Below are 17,186 nucleotides of genomic sequence, written 5' to 3'. Positions count from 1 at the left end.
CTTAAGACCTTAAGACCTTAGCCTACGGCATTTTGTTCGGGTGCGGTTGCATCCCTCACATAGGTTCATCTAACTAAAACCATTGCTAGACAGCAGGGCACCGTGCACTGAGATGCTACACAGCGCAAATCACAGGCCGATTCACAGTATTTTATAATGCTTCTCTAGGAGATGCCTCAACATCCAGGCGTGCCCCCAATGCCGCCATATCAGCGGGTAAAGGGGCATGGAACGTCATCCGTTTCTGCAAAATGGGATGGTCAAACGACAGCTCGCATGCATGCAATGCCTGACGGTCAATCCAAGAGTCTCGTTCCTCCCGAACAGCCATGGTCTGCTCATCGATCTCATGTACGGGAAGAGTCTTATACATCCGATCCCCGATTAACGGGCAGCCAATCGATGTCATATGTACCCGTATTTGATGAGTTCTGCCGCTCTCCAGCTTCAGGTTCACTGCGCTAGCGCTGCCTGCCGCCCATCGGGCGACTGTCGTGTATAACGTTCTTGCTGCATATCCGTCAGGTGTAACGATTCGACGATGGGGCTCTGCGGGATCACGATCGATCGAGCCATCGATGGCTCCCTCTTCTTGGGCAGGACTACCGTGCACAAAGGCAACATACTTTTTGTCCACCGTTCCTGCAATCATCTGTTCAGACACATGCTGATGCACATATGGATTTTTCGCGATTGCCAGCACACCCGAAGTTTCCTGATCCAGTCGATGAATCGGTCTGAAGCGAAAACGCTCGCCCTTGGACTTCCAATAATGGACTACCCCGTTCGCCAATGTACCTGTGTAATGCCCATGTGTTGGATGCACGATGACACCGGAATCCTTGTTCACAATAAGCAAGTGCTCGTCTTCGTACAGTATCGTAAAGGGGATTGGCTCAGGCAAAATATCATCAGACTCCTCCTGTTCCATCCGGACTTCCAGAACGTCACCCGCACTAACTTTGACGCTGATGTATACCCGCTCGCCATTCAACATAATTCCCTGCTCCGTGAGTTTGAGTCTCGACAGGAGCTTGCGCGAAACCTGCAAACGACGCTGAAGCACAGTCTTCAGCAGCCAACCCTCTTCATGTTCGGGAACGGTGTAAGTCAGTGGTGAATAATAATCGCTCATTCGTTGTCTTTGCGACGGAATACTTTTTTGCTCCGCACATACTCAATATCCGCTACCTGTTGTCTCGCATTGGCAGTCCGTGCAACAACGAAGAAATAATCAGACAGACGGTTCAAATAACGTCGTACGGAAGGGTTGATATCCGTATGCTGTCCGAGTGTAACGGCGCGGCGCTCAGCACGGCGACATACCGTACGGCAAACATGTAATGTTGAAGAGAGCAGACTTCCCCCAGGTAAAATAAACCGTTCTACCTTCGGATTCTCCGCATCGTACTGATCAATCCATTGTTCAAGCCGGGTGACCATCTCATCCCGTACTTTATATTTGGTTTCGCTAATTTTTACAAAGGCTAGATCAGACCCGCAATCAAACAATTCTTGCTGAATTTCGAGCAAATGTTCACGCAAATCTTCAAACTCTCCATTGGCTTGATCAATAAAACTGATGGCCTGCCCAACAAAACAATTCAGCTCATCAATTGTCCCGTAAGCTTCAACTCGGTCATCGTCCTTGATGACCCGTCCTCCAATGACCGAGGTCTGTCCCTCATCACCTGTTCGTGTATATATGCCCATTGTAATCCCTCCTATTGTTAATATCATTCGCATGGCAGAACGCTGGGGTTAAATATAAATGCATGCCCTTCTTAACTTTAACTTAATCAGTATACTTGACCTGCTATGATTACGGGAATGCTATTATTTTCAGAAACCAGTGAGATCCTTCATACGTATATATGAATTGGCGTACTCTGCCGAGTATACGCCAAATTCTTGCAAACCAAAAGTAGAGGAGACGATTATGCAAAACTGGATAACCGATTTCATGGAACAATACGGCTACATAGGCATTGCACTTATTATTGCTCTTGAAAACGTATTTCCCCCCATCCCCTCCGAAATCATTTTACCATTTGGCGGCTTCATGACCACCTACACCAGCCTGACCCTTCCTGGCGTCATTATTGCGGCTACCATTGGTTCTGTGCTTGGGGCTGTCATTCTGTATGGAATCGGACTGTTGATTGATGTCAATCGACTGGAGAAGATTGTAGAACGTTGGGGTCATATACTGCGGATCAAAAAAGAAGATATCCACCGTGTCGATGCATGGTTTGACAAATATGGAATGTGGACCGTACTATTCTGTCGCATGGTTCCCCTTGTTCGCAGCCTGATCTCGATTCCTGCCGGTATGTCCAACATGAAATTTGGTTTATTCCTACTTTTCACGACCATTGGAACACTGGCCTGGAATATCATTCTCGTCTCAGTTGGTGCGGCGCTTGGAGCGTCATGGGAGAGTATTCTGCACTTTATGGACGTGTACTCCCTCGTCGTATATGTATTGCTGGCGATTATTGTTGTTGGCTGTATAATCTGGTGGATCAGACGAAATAAAACACGGAAATAAAGAGATTTACACGCATACTTTTTGGCATAAAACAAAGCCTCCGCACCACAACTTGTGGTTACGGAGGTTTTTCTAGGTTCGTCCATCGTTTTGATGTTATGAATACTGCTAATCTTCATATCGCAGCCCTTGACCTCTGAGATCAACAGCCAAGCCAGATACCAGCAGGTACATCTGTTCCGAATGCGCCTGCAACGCCCGATTAACCGACGCCATTCTTGCCGCAAAAATCCGTTCTTCCTCTGAAGGATACAGCGAACCGTGCATTTCGTTGGTGATCACGAGCAGCTTTCCCTGGTAAGACAGAAGGGCATCCAGCAACAGCTGCGTCTGTGAACGCTGCTGATCCAGATCATCACTTGCCCTGAACCCTGCTGCCATCCATGCTGTCAGACTATCTACAATAACGATTCGCTGATCTGCAAGGAAGAGATTGGATTCCCGATTAATCTGGTGAAGCACCTCCGTAAGGTGCTGGCCGTTTCCAGCCTGGATGGCACGATAATGAGCGGATGGCAATTCGGGAATCACGGGATCATGATCACCAGTGGATAAATAAATGCCCTCCCGGCTAATCCGGGCTGCGTATCGAAGCGCAAATCGGGTTTTACCACTGCCTATGCCGCCTGTGACCGTAATTAGCAATCCGCTCCCCTCCTTCAGTAGCCATACTAGATTGCATTTATTCTGTCAGCGCCTTCAGCACTTTCTTGGATTCTTCGACATTGGACGCTGACACCGGAATGGTAGCAAACAGATTTTGCGCAGCATAATCTACATCTTTGAACATTTGCATGTCTTCCAGCGGAATGCCATAGAGATGTGATTCTGTCTTGATATCTGAACCATCGTCCCCTTCGCCCTTCTCCACCAGGACCCCGCCTTCAAATACACCACGTTCATACTTCTCTGGATTAAATGTATCATCAAGCGGAATATTGGAGCCATTACTTCCGTACTGCTTCATATCAGCCTCAGGCAAAATGAAAATATCATGTCCACCTGCCGCATACTCTACCATAATTTTCTGAACATCATACATCGCACTGGTGATTACCTCTACCTTGGGCTCCTCACCCAACTTCTGCTGCAAATTAGCTTGCAACTGCTCCGAGATCACGGATGGATTTCCTTGGTTGTCAATGATAAAAATTGTAAAACCGTCCTTACCGCCACAGCCAGCAAGTAGAAAAATCATAGAAATGATTGCGGCAAGCCCCCAAAATCTCTTCATTCCAGTTCCCCCTTTAGTCTCCTATGTACAATATATCACAATTGTTCCACGCAAAAAAATAACCCTTCCTATCCAAAGCAATCTGTTCATAGATCAAAAAAAAAGACCCTTTCCGGGTCTTCTTCAAATCGAGTATACGTAACGTTTCGATACAACAAAAAATTATTTTCCTTTAATCGGATTAGCCTTCATGTATTCATTAATCTTCAAATCTAGCAAACTGCTAATTTCAATTACAATATCGGATGTGAATGATTTCTCTTCCAGAAATATCTGTTCCATCTTGAGGCGAAGCATATGGATCTCATCTTCCAAGGAAACGTTATGCAAAGATGCGTGATCCGGTTTCACCGACCATCGGTCGCCATGATCGCCTTCTGCCAAATAATGCCCACGATTAGTCGGTAAATCATATTCAACACAAAACAAAGCCAACCCCTCCTTGGAAAAATTAGTTTCCAAATACAAGAAAAACTTATTTCAAATTGAAATTATATCACAATATTTTGTAAAAGAAAGTTATTTTTTTCTAGTTTGAAGAACGTTCACATCTGTTCTAAGCTTCTAATCCCTATTAACCCTCTTTTTGCAGTTTGTAAACAAAGTTTCCGATTCGTTCCAATGCTTCATTCAATTGGGTCACGGATGTTGCATAGGAACAACGAAGAAACCCTTCACCTTGTGGACCAAATACATTACCTGGAACAGCCGCCACCTTATTTTCCGTTAGCAGACGCTCGGCAAACAGATCTGAACTCAGCCCTGTCTTCTGAATACTCGGAAATGCATAAAATGCTCCCTGGGGTTCATGGCAGTCCAGTCCAATCTCCCGAAAACCCTGTACGATAAGGCGTCTGCGCTGATTATAGGATTCGACCATTCTGTCCTTCTCACCCAAACCATTCGTCAATGCCTCAAGTGCAGCCACCTGTCCCATGGCAGGTGCACACATCACCGTATATTGATGAATTTTGAGCATGGCTGCAATCAGTTCAGGATGTCCACACATATACCCGATTCGCCAGCCGGTCATTGCAAAAGCCTTGGAAAATCCACTAACCAAAATGGTACGTTCTTTCATATCCGGAATTGAAGCGAAACTAACATGTTTTTGCGTATATGTCAGCTCTGCATAAATCTCATCCGCGATGACGATCAGGTCATGCTTTTTGATCACTTCAGCAATAGGCAGCCATTCTTCATAAGTCATAATAGCACCTGTTGGATTGCTCGGATAACATAGGATAACCACCTTGGACTTCGGTGTAATACCTGCTTCCAGCGCCTCCGCAGTCAGTTTAAACTGATCCTTCGCATACGTCTCTACACCAACCGGTATACCTCCACCAATTGAAGCAATTGGAGAATATGCCACATAGGAAGGTTCGGGAATCAGAATTTCGTCTCCAGGTACGATTAATGCACGCAAGGCCAGATCAATGGCCTCACTGCCACCAACGGTAACGATAATCTCATCCTTAGGATCATACTTGGTATCAAACTGAGTGTCCAGATACTCGCTAATGGCTTCTCTCAGTTTCGGCATACCGGCATTGGAAGTGTAACTGGTCATGCCTCTTTCGAGTGAATACACACAAGCTTCACGCATATGCCATGGTGTTACAAAGTCCGGTTCACCTACACCCAGTGTGATGATATCCTTGTTGTCGCCGACCAGATCAAAAAATTTACGTATGCCGGATGGCGGTATCTGTTGAACCAAAGGTGCCAGATACGAAGTCATTTTCTTGTTGTTTCCTGTTGTCTGTTCATTCACTATCATGACGCATCTTCCTTTACGGCGAGATCATGAGACGGTTGTCTTCCTGATGGTCTTCAAAAATAATCCCGTCCTGCTTATATTTTTTAAGAATAAAATTCGTTTTCGTTGAAAGTACAGAGTCAATCGGAGACAATTTCTCCGAAACAAAATTAGCGACTTCACGCAGGTTGCCACCTTCTACTTCTACGAGCAGATCGTATGCACCTGACATGAGATATACCGATTTCACTTGCGGATACAGATAAATGCGTTCCGCGATTCCTTCGAAGCCACGACCACGCTCAGGCGTAATCTGCACTTCGATCAAGGCTGTTACTTTCTCATCATCGATCTTGCTCCAATTCACAACGGTTGCGTATTTCACAATAACATGGTCCTGTTCAAGCTGTGCCACGGCGTTCTTGATCTTATCTTCCGACTCCCCCAACAGCGTCGACAGCAGTGCGGGAGTCCTTCTCGCGTCTTCCTTCAACAAATCCAGAACTTTTAATTGCAGATCGTTCAGATCCTTCATGTCTTTCCCTCCAGCGTCATCCAGGTTCCTGAAAATGAATTAATACTTATATTACATGAATTCAACGATCATGCAAAGACAAAAACCGCCCGCCCTGAATTCGGGCAAGCGGTGGTATGGTCTGTGACAGTCCCTGCTTCAAACCATAATTACAAAGGTTACATGTAATAAGGGTTACCGTAATTCGGTTGATGCTGAGGTACATTGGGTGCCTGGCTATAAGCACTGTTCTGGGTGTTCTTTTCCTGAATGAACTGCTGACACTTCTGTTGGGTCTGCTGAGCAGACTGAATCTGCTTATCCACATCTTGGCGAAGTGCTTTGGAAGAGACAGAATACATGTTGTTTTGCTGCATTAGATTAAACAGATCACCTTGCAGCCTTAGGGTATCGTTGGTCAGGTCTGTAAACATTCTGCGAGTCATCGGGCATGAAGATTCTGTTGTTGCTGTCGTATATTCGCGCGAAGTTCGTCTTAAATCTGCAAGAATCGACTTTAGCAAGTCTTTCTCCTGCATAAAATTGCCATTGGAAGACATGGATTGTGAGTACACACGATTTCCTCCTAAACGTTAGATTCAATTGGATTTACTGAGCCTGTGTTGGGGCAATGGACTGATGCTGCTGAAGAGCATTAACAAGGATGTTCAGATGCTGTTCATGGGAGCGAACATACTGGTTCAGTGCTTGTTGAATTTGCGGATTATGTGAGATCGAAGCTGTGGCTGCACACTGCTTGATTAGCAGTTCTTCATTGGATATCGAATCCGCGATATAATTCAACTCTTTCGGACTCAGCGCTTGCATGGATTGATTCTGCATGTTTCGTTGACCTCCTCGGCATAAAGTTTATGCGCAATTATTGTTAACCCGGTCACTCAAAAGTATACAAACGTTAATCACAAAGGAGATGTTTCTCATGGATCTGGTCTATGGCACACCTTTCTGGCCTTCCACTTTTAATACAAATTCCACCTATCCCCCGCTCCAAACCGACATCTCCTGTGACTGCCTGATCATCGGCGGTGGTATGGGGGGCGCACTGACTTCCGAATTGCTCACGGAGCGTGGTGTTAACACAGTTGTCATTGATAAAAGGGAGATTGCCCATGGCAGCAGCTCTGCCAATACAGGTCTTCTACAATACACGAACGACAAATCATTAACCTCATGCATTCATACCTTTGGCGAAAAAACAGGCGTGCGATTCTATGAACTATGTCGTGAAGCCATGCAGCAGCTCACACAAATTGCGGAAAGGCTAGATACGGATCCCTGGTTTATTCCGCGGACCAGTCTCTGTTTTTCCAGCAGCAATGATGATGTAGCCATGTTGGAGAAAGAATATCAAACGTTGAAGCGCTATGGCTTTGAAGCTGAACTGTGGAATTCCGACAAAATTAGCGACCATTTTCCCTTCAGCAAACCTGCCGCACTTTATACGTTGGGGGATGCCGAAGTGAACCCGTATCGCTTTGTTCATGCCCTGTTTGAATCAGCTAGCAAACGTGGAGCACGAATCTACGGACAGACAGAGATGATTCATTGTGAATTCGATGATGATGGTGTGCTTTGTTATACTTCAAGTGGGAGAATCCGGGCCAGTAAGGTTATTTTTGCTGCCGGTTATGAGACACAGGCCATCAAAAGGGATCAAGGAGCCTACCTGCAAACCACCTACGCTATTGCAACGAAGCCGTTGCCAGACCTGAAAGAATGGCATGAGCACAGTCTGATCTGGGAGACAGCACGCCCTTATCTGTATATGAGAACAACACCAGACGGACGGATTATTGCTGGCGGACTGGATGAAGAGACACCGAGGGAAGATCAGCGCGAGATTCGGGCAAAACACCGGGGAGATACACTCCTGGAAGAAGTTCGCTCTTATTTCCCGTTGGATGGTCTTGAAGTTGATTATGCCTGGGGTGCCGTGTTCGGAAATACCAATGACGGCCTTCCGTTTATCGGCCCACATCCCGATTACCCGCATTCTTATTTTCTCGAGGGTTATGGCGGGAACGGAACAGTGTACAGCATGTTCGCCGCTTCTATTCTGGCCGACGCTGTTACAGGAGTCCGGAATGACGACATGGAGCTTTTCTCATTAACGAGAACGAGTAAGCCTACTCCTGTGTAAGCAAATCTTAATAAATAAGGGTACAGCTCAGGATCAAATCCCTGGACTGTACCCTTTTCCTATGCAGAAGATTTTTGCTGATCCGGTTGTACTAACATTTTACGCATGAATATCCAGCCAATAAGCGGGAAAGCCCCAAGCGCCACAATAAGCCAGGTTAGCGTTTGTAATGAAGGGCCATTCATGACCGTCAGAATAAATACAGCAAGGCCGAATAAACGGCCGACCATCAAACACAGCTCCCTTAATACGACAAGTTCAACCCTTTTCTCTACATTTTCGCCACTCGTTCCCATCAGGTCGAATCCTGCCGCAATCATCGGCAAAATATACAGCGGCATCGACAAGGCTGACCCGATTCCCATAATTAAAAGCGTACCATAGCTAACCTTCCATAACAGAGGAAGCAATACGATGAACAACAATATCGCTCCGGCCAACATTCCCCTAGACCTGTATTGCGGCTTAAACCATTTTCCTGCGGCCCAATAACTCACCAGAGCTACGGCAGAGGTAATTAGTGAGAACTGCCCAAGCTTATATTCCTGCTTCGTAGCTATATAGACGAGCAATGCAATCAGAAAGGCAAATACACCTTCTCGTACGCCTTGCGCAAACAATCCCATGCCAAGCGGTCTCCATGGACTATCTTTGGCAGATAACTGTCGCCATGGTTCAGACCAGCGGTATGTGCCGCTGACCTCCCTTTTTTTCAGAAAAAAACTGAACACGACGGCAATTACATAGATCACCAACGACACTGTAAAAATAAGGCGATAGCCCGTATTGTCAGCCATTCGTGAAATAATAAGACCTGAGAACCAAGGACCGATGATGCCTGTCATGGAACCCAGTAAACCCACCCAACCGTTGAATAGGTCTCTATTTTCCCGATCAGTCACCTCAAAATAAACAACATTAAACGCAATCCAGAACAACCCAAGTGCACATCCGAGTAGAATCCCCAAAGGCCAAATCCAGTCAACTGCTTTGGGTCCCGCCCATAATACAAGCATGTAAAATACACCCGACAAAGCAGTGCCTAATCGCAAAGCATACATTTTGTTATGCTCCTTGACCCACTTCCCCGCGAGCCAGAACGTAAGTCCAAGTGCAATTTGTTGGCTTATAGTGAACCACCCGAGCATGGCGTAGTCCGGACGACTTTTCCACAGATACACATTCAGAAACGTCCCCGACAAAGCTCCGGCTAACACAAACAATCCATTCACGCCTAGTAGCAGAATGGATTGTCGTCCCAGAGAAATCTTCATCTGCTCCCTCCTTATTCCACCTGAAGTCAGCACTTCACAGGCAGGTCTCAGGGTTAACGTGCCCCAAGCAGAAGGAAAACATGATGAATTTCCCGGAATATTATATTTTCGGAACGTTATACTCCCTTATTTGCGCGCACTCAAATTCTGGATCAGCCGCAGACGATCATCTTCGGCCAAATTATATTGCACCTGGAAGCAGCCTGAGCATACATACATTTGCACTTCGAATGGCGCATCCAGCAACGAGTCCGTACCAGAAACGGCATTGGCAACAGGATTAAACGTATCCTTGGTTGCCTTTTGTGTACCCGTGAGAATCATGAATTCACGACAGTGCGGGCATTCTGGTACCTCTTCTTGCAAATCAAGTTGTTTCTCCACGCCTTCTTCGTATTGAATCAAATCATTTCCCTCATCCGCATACTTCGTTAATGTACGAAGCTCCGGCAATTTCAGCTCTACTTCATCTCCCCACAGGCTGGCAAGATCCGTAGTTTGTTCATCGTCCACGACATCATCCATATCATAAATGTCTTCCTCTGTTTCATCGTTCTCTTCATCACCGATGCTGATGTTTAGAGTACGATATCCCTTTAATTCATTGTGACAGTAGGGGCATTCTTCTTCAGGACCTAGCTCCTCATCCCATACAATCTCGGTGTGACACCATGGACATACTGTTGGTTCCATATTGAATCAACCTTTCTCTTTCAAATAATCATGTGTTCAACACATAAATGATGCCTATGGCAAAGAATACAATCGACGCAGCAAACAGAATCCGTATCAATATTTTCATGAACGGTCCCCCTACATGATGCTCGCGCCAATAACAAATGACAACGAGACGGAAATAATCATGGAAATCAATCCAACGGCCCGGTTATCCGCTTCAATTTCCTTGTCAATAGAGAACACCGGTGTCAGAAACTCGAATAGAAAATAAGCAATGAGCAGAAGAACAAATCCTACAATTGACCACGTCATAGCTTCATACACCGACGATTTGGCCTGAATGCAGAAATGAAGTACATTACAGATCCCAAAGATCTTGCCTCCTGTAGCCATTGCAACCGCCACATTACCCTTCTTGATTTCATTCCAGCATTTGTACTTGGTCACCAGTTCAAAGCAGGCAAGAAATACAAGCAGCTCCATAATCGCTACGGAGAAAAATCCGAGCACCATCCCCAAGGGATGAGACAGCAATTGGTCTATCGTCCCTTTCACTCATCGTTTCCCCTTCCCCATTCTGCTGCCTGAAGACACTCAGGCGGCAGAATATCTTTGATTCTTGGTCGGGCTATTCCAATTCTGCGACGGTCACACCGTTTCCGCCTTCTCCGTAATTGCCCAGCCGGTAACTTTTTATATGTCTATGCTTACGCAGGTAATCTTGAATACCGGAACGCAAAATTCCTGTTCCTTTACCATGAATGATATAGACCTGACCCAGATTAGCAAGGAACGCTTCATCGATAAAGCGGTCTGTCTCCATCAAGGCCTCTTCCAGATTCGTGCCCCGCAAATCCAGTTCACTTTTCACATTGTCATCGCGAGTTCGTTTCACACCCGTTACCGGTTTCTGCTTCGGTTTGGAATCTGCTGGTGCAGACTGCTGTAATTCAAGATCATTCAAGGATACTTTCATTTTCATGATCCCCAATTGAACCATGGCATCCCTGCTGCCGGACATCTCCACCACATGACCTTTTTGATTCAAACTGTAGACAAGAACTTCATCGCCTGGGCCGATGGCCCGGGACTTCGTTGCCGTTGCAGCACGCTTAATGGTCTTCTTGCGTTTCTCCGGTTCTGCTTCATCCAGTTGTTTGCGGGCAGCAATCAGCTTGTGCTCCTTCACGGATGCGCCTTCTTCCATAGCGAGCTGACGGAGATCGGCTATAATCTTCTCTGCTTCCGCTCTGGCTTTGTCCACAATGTTGCGGGCATCTTCTTCCGCTTTTTCAATACGGCGGTCACGCTGCTGTTCCAGCTTCTCCAATTCGGCTTGGTGACGGCTGCGCAATTTCTCCATATCCTGACGCAGACGCTCCGCACTTTCACGTTCTTGTTCAGCAGTAAGCCGATTCTCTTCCAGGGAAGCAATCATATGCTCGACGCGCTGGTCTTCCTCTTTCACTTCGCCACGGGCGTAATCCAGAATGTATCCTGGCAGACCCAGTCGCTCCGCAATTGCGAACGCGTTACTCCGTCCCGGAACACCTACGAGTAGTCGATAGGTTGGACTCAGTGTATTGACATCAAATTCCATGCTGGCATTAATAACACCTTTACGCTCATAAGCGTAAGCTTTCAACTCACTGTAATGCGTTGTTGCTACCATGCGGCATCCGGTCTGATGCATATGCTCCAGAATGGAGATTGCCAGCGCAGACCCTTCTGCCGGGTCAGTACCTGCCCCAAGTTCGTCGAGCAGCACCAGGCTTTTGGTCGTCATGTTTTTCAAGATCCGAATGATGTTCGTCATATGGCTGGAGAACGTACTCAGATTCTGTTCAATGCTTTGTTCGTCACCAATGTCCGCGTAAATTGCATCAAATACACATAGCTGACTGCCGTCTTCGGCCGGAACGAACAAACCAGACATCGCCATGAGACTCAGTAATCCAATGGTCTTGAGCGTTACCGTCTTACCACCCGTGTTAGGACCCGTTACAATAATGGATGTATAATCGTTGCCAAGTTCAATATCGGTGGGCACTACATTTTCAATCGAAATCAGCGGATGCCGCCCCTTCTTGAGTTTGATGAATCCGCGATCATTCATGCGTGGCAAGGTGGCCTTTAATTCACGGGCAAGACGTGCTTTGGCAAAAATAAAATCCAAAGATCCCAGCAGATCAACATCATATAATAACCACTCTGCCTGTTCACTGACAAGTGCCGTCAATTTCTGCAAAATCACTTCAATTTCGCGCTCTTCCCGGATTCGGGTTTCACGCAATTTGTTATTCATCGCAACGATGGATTCAGGTTCAATAAACAGCGTTGCTCCCGAACCGGATTGATCATGTACAATCCCGCCAAAGTACGAGCGATACTCCGATTTCACGGGAATCACGAAACGGTCTCCCCGAATGGTAATCAGCTGGTCCTGCAGCATTTTGGATACCGTCGAAGAACGAATCATGGAATCCAGCTTCTCGCGAATTCGGGATTCACCTCCGCGCAATTCACGCCGAATCTGCGCTAGTGTAACACTCGCACTATCTGAGACTTCGGCATTGTCGTCAATACAGATACGAATCGCATCTTCGAGCGCTTTTTGCTCAGATAACTGATCACTGATATAAAAAATCGATTCCACCTTTTCATCATCGTGGAGCGCAGCGATTTGGCGTTTCAATCGACGTGCTGCCAAGGTGGTGTTGGAAATTCCCAGCAGCTCATGCGGGTTCAACGTGCCTCCGATTTCGGCACGTTTGATGGATGCGGTAATATCCACAATTCCCCCAAAAGATGGAGAGCCTTTCAGACGGTCAAACCTAAAAGCTTCATCCGTTTGCTGGAGCAGTCTCTTGACTTCTTCCAGTTCACTGATCGGCTCCAATTGGTCCGCTTTCTTTTTTCCCATCGTAGTCTGGGCAAAGCTTTGCAATGTATTTAAAATTTTGCGATATTCCAATGTGTGTAAAATTTTCGTGTCCAAGTGTACAACTCCTTCCAAACTATAACTGTATTATAACGAAAGAAACTTTCTTTCGCTATTTAACGAATCCTTCCACACATAACTTGGGACAAAGCGCCACAAACTACAGGTGTCAGGATTGTGCAACCTCGAATTGAACTGGATGTACAATTCTCAATATGATCTGAATAAAGGAGGTATAACACCATGAATTTTCTGGGACATGTCGTGCGATTTATCATCGCCGCAATTGTATTGATGGTCGTCAGCTGGATCGTACCCGGGTTCGCCGTTGGTGGCTTCTGGAGCGCCCTGATGCTAGCTCTGGTTATCGCTCTGCTTGGCTGGGTTGTTGAAGGCATCTTCGGTAAAAGGGTCAATCCCTTTGGCCGCGGTATTGTCGGCTTCATCGTCAGCGCACTGGTGATCTGGATTGGTCAATATATCGTAGATCATGTGCATGTCAGCCTGCTTGGTGCCGTTCTGGCTGCATTGGTCATCGGGATTATTGATTTGTTCATCCCGGTTTCCACCCCTTTTGATGCTGGAAGAAGATCCAAAGATCACGCATAGGCTCAACGTATCTACTCTCCATAGGCTTCCCCTAAACCTCTGATGGCTTAAACGCCTGACGAGGTTTATTTTTTTGGGGTTATAAGCATACTGATGTTCAAAAAAACGACATAGGCAGCATGTACAGGCATCGTCAATTTGCGGTATGATGACTGGAGCAATCATTCAAATTTTATCCATATCACGCTTTTTAAGGAGGCACATCATGAAAAAAGGCATGGCATGGCTTGCAGCCTGTATGCTGATCCTGGTTCTTGCTGCATGTGGTGGAACTGGACAATCCGCAGGATCAAACAGCGAGTCAGATTCGGGTGTAACTGCAAGCGAAGAACTGGTAATCAAAGCAAGCAACTATGAATTTGACCAACCTGAATACCACTTAAAAAAAGGTGTCCCGGTTAAGATTGTTTATGAAAATACAAATGGTAACCATGGCGTTCTCGTGCCCGAGCTGAACCTTCGGCTGGACACCCAGAACAGTTCCAAAGTGATTACTCCTGACAAAGCAGGGGAATTTGAAATGTCCTGTTCTGTCTATTGCGGGAGCGGTCACGGCAGTATGATCTCCAAAATTATTGTTGAAGAATAGTGTTCAAGACAAGGAGCCCCCGTAGCGACGGGAGCTCTTTCTTCATTATAACAAATTGTACAAGAGTGCGCTGTCCAGGATTCCAGTTATGACGTAATCATCAGCTAGGTCTGATCCTGCTCAATCAATTCAATCCATTCGTTATATTCCGTCTGCAATTTCGTATATTCATCCCGCAATTGGCGGTAATCCGTATTCAGTTGCTCCGCCTTCTCCTGCTCCATCTCACGTTCAACTTGCAGCAAACGCAGCTGGTTAGCCGCAACTTCATACCGCTCACCGATCTCCAGCAGTTCATTCTCCATCGTCTGCTTTTCTTCAATCGCTTCTGCACGCTGCTTGTCAAGCTGTTGCCGTTCATGCTCCAGCTCTTCTACCTTCTCCACACTGGCAGCACTTTCTTTCTGCCAAAGATTCACTTCATTCTCCAGTGCAGCCCATCGTTCCTGCCAGGATTGCTCCTGAGCCGCCCATTCATCCGCACGCCGTTGCCAAACCTTCTCTTGTTGTTCCGCATGTTGTTCTGCTTGTTCTGCCCTGGAGCTCAGCTCAACTTCCCGAGCAGTGAGCTCTTGCAGGCGTGAGGAGAGTTCTGCCTGTTTGGCAGACAATTCTTCATGCTTAATCTGCCACTCAAGTGCTTCTTCTTCTGTCTGAGTCAGCAAGCTGCCTTGCTTATCGATCCGCGCAGATAGCTGATTGGCATTCTGCCTGGATTCTTCAAGCGCACGCACAATTTCTGTCTTTTCTTCGCTCATTTCATTCAGCTTGCGAGTATAGTCCTCTTCACGCTGCAGTGCATCACCATAATCCTTGCGGATTTGTTTATAACTATCCTGCAGCTTGTTCAGTTCTTCACGTGCTTCATTCAATTCACCATCAAGCTCTTTATACTGCTGCTCCAGACGACCTGCTTGCGCAATATAACGTTCAGCTTCTTCGCTGGCGTGACGAGCTTCTTCTTTAACGACAGATAATTCATCATGAAGGGACTGTACACCAGACTCCAGCGTTTCATTCTGTTCCGCAGCTTCGAGTACCTGCGTCTCCAGTTCACCGATTTCGATCAGGCGCTGTTCAGCCTGCTCTTTCCAGGACTGCTCGCTCTGCGTCAGTGTGCCGAGTTCATGTTGCAATGTCCGTACTGCCGCATGAGCCTGCTCAAGCACTTTTTGCAGCCTGCGCTGCTCATCCTCGGACTTCACTTCAGCTTCACGGAGTTTCTTGATCTCCTGTTCAAGCTGGCCTTGCTGTTCCTGTACTTTACGCAGCTGTGCTGTCAGAGAAGATTCACGTTCAACGGTCTCATTATACTGCTGTTTCCACTGCTGCTCCGCTTCCCGGGACTGCTCTACCTCAGCTTCTGTGTTACGAAGCTGTTCAGTCAGCTGAGCACTATCTGCTTTTAATTGTTCCAGCTGCTGCTCCAATTCCGTAATTCGACGAAGCTGAACATCCTGCTCCTGTTGGTATACGGCTTGTTCACTGCGCAACGTTTCCGTTTGATTACGCTCGTGTTGGAGCTGTTGCTCCTGATCCACAACAACCTCTTGAGCATTCTTGAGCTGCTTACGCACCTCGGCTAATTGGCCTTCAACATCTGTTAAGCGCAATTTGGCCTGTTTACGTTCTTCTTCCAACTGCTGCTTTAGCTTGCCTCGTTCTTCTTGCAGCAAAGCCTCAGCAGTTACCAAAGCTTCATTCGCTTGAGTCTGGGCTGCCTCATGGATTTGTTGAAGCTGCTCCTCATAAGCCGCTTCTTTTTCCATCCACTCCAGTTCCGCCTGTTCGGATGACTCCTTGAACGTTGATTTCAGCTGCTCTATCTCAGCCAGTCGCTTCTGCTCTGCTTGCTGCTGCAGTTCGGCTTGTTCTTCTTTTGCCTTTTCAGTCAGCTGTTGAGCCTGATTCACGGCAGCTTGCTCAGCCTGCTGTATACGCTGTTCCATCTCGGATTGAAGTTCACGGTATTGAAGCTGGGCTTCTTCCTGAACTTTTTGCAATTGGGCCTCGGCTTGTTCCAATTCAGACAAAATTGCAGCTTCTGCTTGTTCCTTCGCCGTTTGTACTTGCTGTGCGGCCTGAACCTCAATTTTTTGACGTTCTGCCACAGCCCGTGCTTCTGCCTCTTTCAGTTGAGCTGCCGTCTTATCCTGCAGCTCCTTATATTGTGCAGCCGCTTTGGCTTGGGCTTGCTGCAACTCATTTGCTGCACGTGTCTGTGCTTCCTTCAGCTGGGCTGCCGCCTGCGTCTGTGCATTCTTGATTTGATTTGCTGCTTTTTCTTCTGCTTCTTTCAGACGCGCCTGCGTCTTTTCTTCCGCCGCTTTCAGCTGCGCAGCAGTTTGGGCCTGAAGCTTTTGCTCACGACCCGCTGCCTGAGTGCGTTCCTGCTCCAGCAATGTATTCAGCTTGGCTATTTCTGCCTGCTGATCCTTCTGGAGCTTCGCTATGGTCTGTTCCGCCTCAGCTTTAAGCTTCGTTGCTTCAGCGAGTGCTTGGTCACGACGTTCCAATTCCTGTTGATGTTCATTTTGTATGGCGTTCAACCGGTTCAATTCGTTTCTCAGTTCTGTACGTTCTCCAGTAAGCATCTTCAGTTCATTCCGAATTTCATGAGTCTGAAGAGACTGTTCAGCCATATGTACAGCCGCCAGCACCGCAATACGCGGAGTATCCAGACGGGAATTTTGCTTGGAGATCGCGCTCATACGCTCATCTACCAGGTTAGCTACTTGTTTCATATAGTCGGCACTGCTGCCAACCAGTTTATAGGAAGTCCCGTAGATCTCTACGGTGACGCGTGTACGATCAGGTGTAGTCACAGTTGTGCCCTCCTTCAAGTCTGTATGTTGATTCTAAGCTGTAATCAC

The 17,186-nt window shown here is 46.9% G+C and carries 18 protein-coding genes; 4 read left to right on the top strand and 14 right to left on the bottom strand.

The window, feature by feature from the left end; all coding sequences use genetic code 11:
- Nucleotides 1–151 precede the first annotated feature (151 nt).
- Complete coding sequence (locus tag P364_RS0101240; protein WP_024628350.1) at nucleotides 152–1,135, bottom strand: RluA family pseudouridine synthase; 984 nt, start codon at nucleotides 1,133–1,135, stop codon at nucleotides 152–154.
- Complete coding sequence (locus P364_RS0101235) at nucleotides 1,132–1,713, bottom strand: cob(I)yrinic acid a,c-diamide adenosyltransferase (RefSeq protein WP_024628349.1); 582 nt, start codon at nucleotides 1,711–1,713, stop codon at nucleotides 1,132–1,134. The genes P364_RS0101240 and P364_RS0101235 overlap by 4 nt, the downstream gene beginning before the upstream one ends.
- Nucleotides 1,714–1,939: 226 nt before the next feature.
- On the opposite strand from P364_RS0101235, the gene P364_RS0101230 reads away from it, so the two are divergent.
- Nucleotides 1,940–2,551 (top strand): DedA family protein, encoded by a 612-nt coding sequence (locus tag P364_RS0101230; RefSeq protein WP_024628348.1) that lies wholly within the window; start codon nucleotides 1,940–1,942, stop codon nucleotides 2,549–2,551.
- A 108-nt stretch (nucleotides 2,552–2,659) separates the two neighbouring features.
- Here P364_RS0101230 and P364_RS0101225 read toward each other — a convergent pair whose 3' ends face one another.
- The 7 genes from P364_RS0101225 to P364_RS0101195 all read right to left on the bottom strand — a co-directional run bounded on the left by P364_RS0101225 (nucleotide 2,660) and on the right by P364_RS0101195 (nucleotide 6,904).
- A complete protein-coding gene (locus P364_RS0101225) occupies nucleotides 2,660–3,196 on the bottom strand; it encodes a bifunctional adenosylcobinamide kinase/adenosylcobinamide-phosphate guanylyltransferase (RefSeq protein ID WP_024628347.1) in 537 nt (178 codons plus the stop codon).
- Between the two features lie 37 nt (nucleotides 3,197–3,233).
- Complete coding sequence (locus P364_RS0101220; protein WP_024628346.1) at nucleotides 3,234–3,785, bottom strand: hypothetical protein; 552 nt, start codon at nucleotides 3,783–3,785, stop codon at nucleotides 3,234–3,236.
- 162 nt (nucleotides 3,786–3,947) lie between these two features.
- Nucleotides 3,948–4,169, bottom strand: a complete 222-nt coding sequence (locus P364_RS0101215) for an aspartyl-phosphate phosphatase Spo0E family protein (RefSeq protein WP_173405202.1) — start codon at nucleotides 4,167–4,169, stop codon at nucleotides 3,948–3,950.
- A gap of 190 nt (nucleotides 4,170–4,359) precedes the next feature.
- Nucleotides 4,360–5,568 carry an aminotransferase class I/II-fold pyridoxal phosphate-dependent enzyme gene (locus P364_RS0101210; RefSeq protein ID WP_024628344.1) on the bottom strand — a complete coding sequence of 403 codons (1,209 nt, stop codon included), beginning with the start codon at nucleotides 5,566–5,568 and terminating at the stop codon, nucleotides 4,360–4,362.
- A 13-nt stretch (nucleotides 5,569–5,581) separates the two neighbouring features.
- Nucleotides 5,582–6,082, bottom strand: coding sequence for an Lrp/AsnC family transcriptional regulator (locus tag P364_RS0101205; RefSeq protein ID WP_024628343.1), 501 nt, complete (start codon nucleotides 6,080–6,082; stop codon nucleotides 5,582–5,584).
- Between the two features lie 158 nt (nucleotides 6,083–6,240).
- The gene (locus P364_RS0101200; protein ID WP_024628342.1) at nucleotides 6,241–6,636 is read right to left on the bottom strand and encodes a spore coat protein; all 396 of its coding nucleotides are present in this window, start codon (nucleotides 6,634–6,636) and stop codon (nucleotides 6,241–6,243) included.
- Nucleotides 6,637–6,670: 34 nt separating this feature from the next.
- Complete coding sequence (locus P364_RS0101195; RefSeq protein WP_024628341.1) at nucleotides 6,671–6,904, bottom strand: hypothetical protein; 234 nt, start codon at nucleotides 6,902–6,904, stop codon at nucleotides 6,671–6,673.
- A gap of 97 nt (nucleotides 6,905–7,001) precedes the next feature.
- Here P364_RS0101195 and P364_RS0101190 point away from each other — a divergent pair, with 97 nt between their 5' ends.
- Nucleotides 7,002–8,222 (top strand): NAD(P)/FAD-dependent oxidoreductase, encoded by a 1,221-nt coding sequence (locus tag P364_RS0101190; RefSeq protein ID WP_024628340.1) that lies wholly within the window; start codon nucleotides 7,002–7,004, stop codon nucleotides 8,220–8,222.
- A 59-nt stretch (nucleotides 8,223–8,281) separates the two neighbouring features.
- Here the strand turns inward: P364_RS0101190 and P364_RS0101185 are convergent, their stop codons facing one another.
- The 4 genes from P364_RS0101185 to P364_RS0101165 form a co-directional block, all read right to left on the bottom strand.
- Nucleotides 8,282–9,496 (bottom strand): MFS transporter, encoded by a 1,215-nt coding sequence (locus tag P364_RS0101185; RefSeq protein WP_024628339.1) that lies wholly within the window; start codon nucleotides 9,494–9,496, stop codon nucleotides 8,282–8,284.
- A 126-nt stretch (nucleotides 9,497–9,622) separates the two neighbouring features.
- Nucleotides 9,623–10,189, bottom strand: coding sequence for a hypothetical protein (locus P364_RS0101180; protein ID WP_024628338.1), 567 nt, complete (start codon nucleotides 10,187–10,189; stop codon nucleotides 9,623–9,625).
- A 120-nt stretch (nucleotides 10,190–10,309) separates the two neighbouring features.
- A complete protein-coding gene (locus P364_RS0101170) occupies nucleotides 10,310–10,729 on the bottom strand; it encodes a DUF350 domain-containing protein (protein ID WP_024628337.1) in 420 nt (139 codons plus the stop codon).
- A 73-nt stretch (nucleotides 10,730–10,802) separates the two neighbouring features.
- Nucleotides 10,803–13,172 (bottom strand): endonuclease MutS2, encoded by a 2,370-nt coding sequence (locus P364_RS0101165; protein WP_024628336.1) that lies wholly within the window; start codon nucleotides 13,170–13,172, stop codon nucleotides 10,803–10,805.
- Between the two features lie 186 nt (nucleotides 13,173–13,358).
- Between P364_RS0101165 and P364_RS0101160 the strand changes: the two genes are divergently transcribed.
- Both P364_RS0101160 and P364_RS0101155 read left to right on the top strand, forming a co-directional pair.
- Nucleotides 13,359–13,724 (top strand): phage holin family protein, encoded by a 366-nt coding sequence (locus P364_RS0101160; protein WP_024628335.1) that lies wholly within the window; start codon nucleotides 13,359–13,361, stop codon nucleotides 13,722–13,724.
- Between the two features lie 205 nt (nucleotides 13,725–13,929).
- Nucleotides 13,930–14,313, top strand: a complete 384-nt coding sequence (locus P364_RS0101155; protein WP_024628334.1) for a cytochrome c oxidase subunit II — start codon at nucleotides 13,930–13,932, stop codon at nucleotides 14,311–14,313.
- A 104-nt stretch (nucleotides 14,314–14,417) separates the two neighbouring features.
- Here P364_RS0101155 and zapA read toward each other — a convergent pair whose 3' ends face one another.
- Nucleotides 14,418–17,138: a cell division protein ZapA gene (gene zapA / locus P364_RS0101150; RefSeq protein ID WP_024628333.1), complete on the bottom strand. Its 2,721-nt coding sequence runs from the start codon at nucleotides 17,136–17,138 to the stop codon at nucleotides 14,418–14,420.
- Nucleotides 17,139–17,186 lie beyond the last annotated feature (48 nt).

Origin of the sequence: Paenibacillus sp. MAEPY2 (assembly GCF_000499205.1) — a bacterium.
GTDB lineage: Bacteria > Bacillota > Bacilli > Paenibacillales > Paenibacillaceae > Paenibacillus > Paenibacillus vandeheii.
Note: the sequence above shows the minus strand (reverse complement) of the source record. Positions and strands in the feature narration are given on the sequence as shown.